The organism is Streptosporangium sp. G11, from assembly GCF_051192615.1.
Lineage (GTDB): Bacteria > Actinomycetota > Actinomycetes > Streptosporangiales > Streptosporangiaceae > Streptosporangium.
Genome location: NZ_JBPJUQ010000226.1, coordinates 1 through 2876 on the forward strand (window position 1 = coordinate 1; position 2876 = coordinate 2876).

Consider the following 2876-nt stretch of genomic DNA (forward strand, 5'->3'; position numbering starts at 1 on the left):
CCCGAGTCGACGAACTGCCACTGCTGCTGGTTGCCGTTGTTACGGGCCCACTGGGTGATGCGGGCGCCGTCGTTGGTCGCCAGGTTGTAGACGTCCACAGCCTTGCCACTGGTGCGGTTGACCAGCACGTACCAGGCGTTGGTGTCGATCTGCCCGGAGGTCGGCGTCGGCGTCGGGGTCGGGTTGGTGGAACCGCCGTTGAGGGCGTTGAGCGTGCTGGTGTAGGCGGCCTTCTTGTTGCCCGAGGCGTCGAACAGCAGCGGGTTCTCCCCGGTGCGCCAGGAGTCGCTGTCGCGGATGCCCCAGACGGTGATGCCGGTGCACCGGGACACCGCCAGGCATGCCCGGGTCACCGCGGCGTAGACGTTGGCCTGGTTGGACCCCTGGGCCACGTCGAGCTCGGTGATCTGGACGTCGACGCCGAGGTCGGCGAAGCGCTGGAGGTTGGCCTGGTAGTCACCGGAGACCGAGCCGCCCAGGTGGGACTGGAAACCGACGCAGTCGATCGGCACGCCGCGCGACTTGAAGTCGCGCACCATGTTGTAGATGCCGGTGCTCTTGGCGTTGATCCCGTCGGTGTTGTAGTCGTTGTAGCAGAGCTTGGCGCCGGGGTCGGCGGCCCGGGCGGCGCGGAAGGCGGCCTCGATCCAGTCGTTGCCGGTCCGCTGGAGGCTGGAATCGCGCCGGCCGCCGGAGCCGCCGTCGGCGAACGCCTCGTTGACGACGTCCCAGGAGTGGATCTTGCCGCGGAAGTAGGTCGCGACCTGGGTGACGTGGTTGATCGCGGCGCTGCGCAGGGTCGAGCCGGACAGGCCCTGGGCCCAGCCGGGCTGCTGGGCGTGCCAGAGCAGGGCGTGACCGCGAATCCTCATGCCCTGTCCCAGGGCGTGGTTCACGATCCGGTTGGCGTTGGTGTAGGTGAAGTTGCCGCGCTGGGGCTCGGTGGCGTCCCACTTCATCTCGTTCTCGGCGGTCACCGAGTTGAACTCGCGGTTCAGGATGCCGACGTAGGTGGAGTCGCCGAGCCTGCCTGCGGCGATGGCGGCGCCGAAGTAACGGCCGCCGCGTTCGGCCGCCGACGCGCCGAGCGTGGAGGCGGCGTCCGCCGGAGCGGAGATTGCCGCCGACAGGCCGATGGCGACCACACCGGCGCCCAGGAGGGACAGAAGTTTTCGTAGCCGGGGGCGCCCGGAAAGCCGGGCCGAGCGGCTTGGGGGGTTCATCACGCGATGCCCTTCGATTTCATGGTGTGGTGAGGTCGAACCGGCGCACGGTCGCCGCTCCGCCCAGCGACTGGGTGGCGTAGTTGAAGATCCCGAAGCGGTAGCCCATGAAGAACTGCCAGGCGTTGTTCAACGTGAAGGCCGGTCCGAGCGCGGTGAAGTTCACGCCGTCCGTGCTGTAGGAGAAACGGGCCTGCCTGCCGGAACCCGGCCGGATGTCGGCGTTCACCCGCAACCAGATCCGGCCGCCCGAGATGTTCGCGCTCGCCGCCTCGGTGCCGGTGCCCGTGGTGGCCCAGCTACTGTTCATGGTCAGGCCGTTGGTCATCACGACCCGGTTGACGCCGTTGTCGCGTTTGACGCCGATCCACGCCGACTGATCTCGAAGCATCGCCAGCCCGGACCGGTCGCCGTTGGCCATCGCCGAGTAGTCGAGCTCGATCGTCGCCGTCGACGACGGGCCCTGGATACGGTGGGTCAGGGTGTTGCGGGCGTTGTAGAGGTCGCCTGTGACGGTCGCGGTCTGCAGGCGCAGGCCGTTGCCGGTGGAGAAGCGGCTGGTGTCGGGGTTGTGGTTCCACTCCCACCGGTGACCGAGACCGCCCGAGGTGAAGGTGTCCGGGCCGATCATCGACGCGACGGTCTTGGAGGTCTGGATGTTCGGCCGGGGATAGTTGACACCCCAGCCGCCGTTGACCGTCTGGATGGTGGGCCAGCCGTCGCCGGTCCAGGTGATCGGTGCCAGCGCCGGAACCCGGCCGCCGGGATAGGCGTCGACGAACGACATGTAGTACCAGGCGCCGTTCTGCGTCTGGACCAGGCCGCCCTGGTGCGGCACGCCGCCGCCGGAGATCGGGCCGGGCATGTTCAGCAGCACCTGGCGCATCTCGTACGGGCCGAACGGGCTGGTGGAGCGCAGGACGTACTGGCCGTTGGCGGGGCGGGTGAGCCAGATGTAGTAGTAGCCGTTGCGCTTGTAGAAGCGGGCGCCCTCAAGGGTGCCGACGCTGGAGGGCGTCTGGAACACCTGCTGGGCACGCACCTGGCTGAGCCCGTCGGCCGAGAGCTGGGCGACGCTGATGGTGCCGTTGCCATAGGCGACGTACATGGTGTCGTTGTCGTCGACGAGCAGGCCGGCGTCGTAGTAGCAGTTGTTGATCTGGGAGCGCTTGGTCCAGGTGCCGTCGACCGCGGAGGCGGTGTAGACGTAGGTGCGGTTGAACTCGACGCAGCCCATCCAGTAATACGTGCTGTTACTCGCCCGGTGGTTGAGCGTCGAGGCCCAGATGCCCTTGACGTAGGCCCGTCCGCCGTTGAGATCGTAGGCGTTCGAGCCGAAGTCGAGCCGGGGCACCGAGTGGCCCGCGTACTCCCAGTCGACCAGGTTGTAGGAGCGCAGGATCGGTGCGCCGGGCGAGTAGTGCATCGTCGAGGCCGAGTAGTAGTAGGCGTCGCCGACCCGGATGATGTCGCCGTCGGCGAAGTCCTGCCAGACCACGGGGTTGGTGTAGTTGCCGCCCGGGGTCGGCGTGGGGGTGGGGGTCGGGGTCGGGTTCGGTCCGCCGACCTGGACGAACTGCCACTGCTGGTTGTTGCCGCCCCAGTCGTCGTACTGGACGATGTTGGCGCCGTCGGCGGTGGAGGCGCCCTGGA

The 2876-nt window shown here is 68.2% G+C and carries 2 protein-coding genes; both read right to left on the bottom strand.

The genetic code is table 11. From position 1 onward, the window contains the following. Positions 1-1223, bottom strand: a 1223-nt coding sequence (locus ACSDR0_RS49985) for an endo-1,4-beta-xylanase (RefSeq protein ID WP_435296024.1), incomplete at its 3' end; no start/stop codon positions are given. Positions 1224-1242: 19 nt separating this feature from the next. Beyond that, on the bottom strand, positions 1243-2876 hold a 1634-nt coding region (locus tag ACSDR0_RS49990), incomplete at its 5' end, for a family 43 glycosylhydrolase (protein ID WP_435296025.1).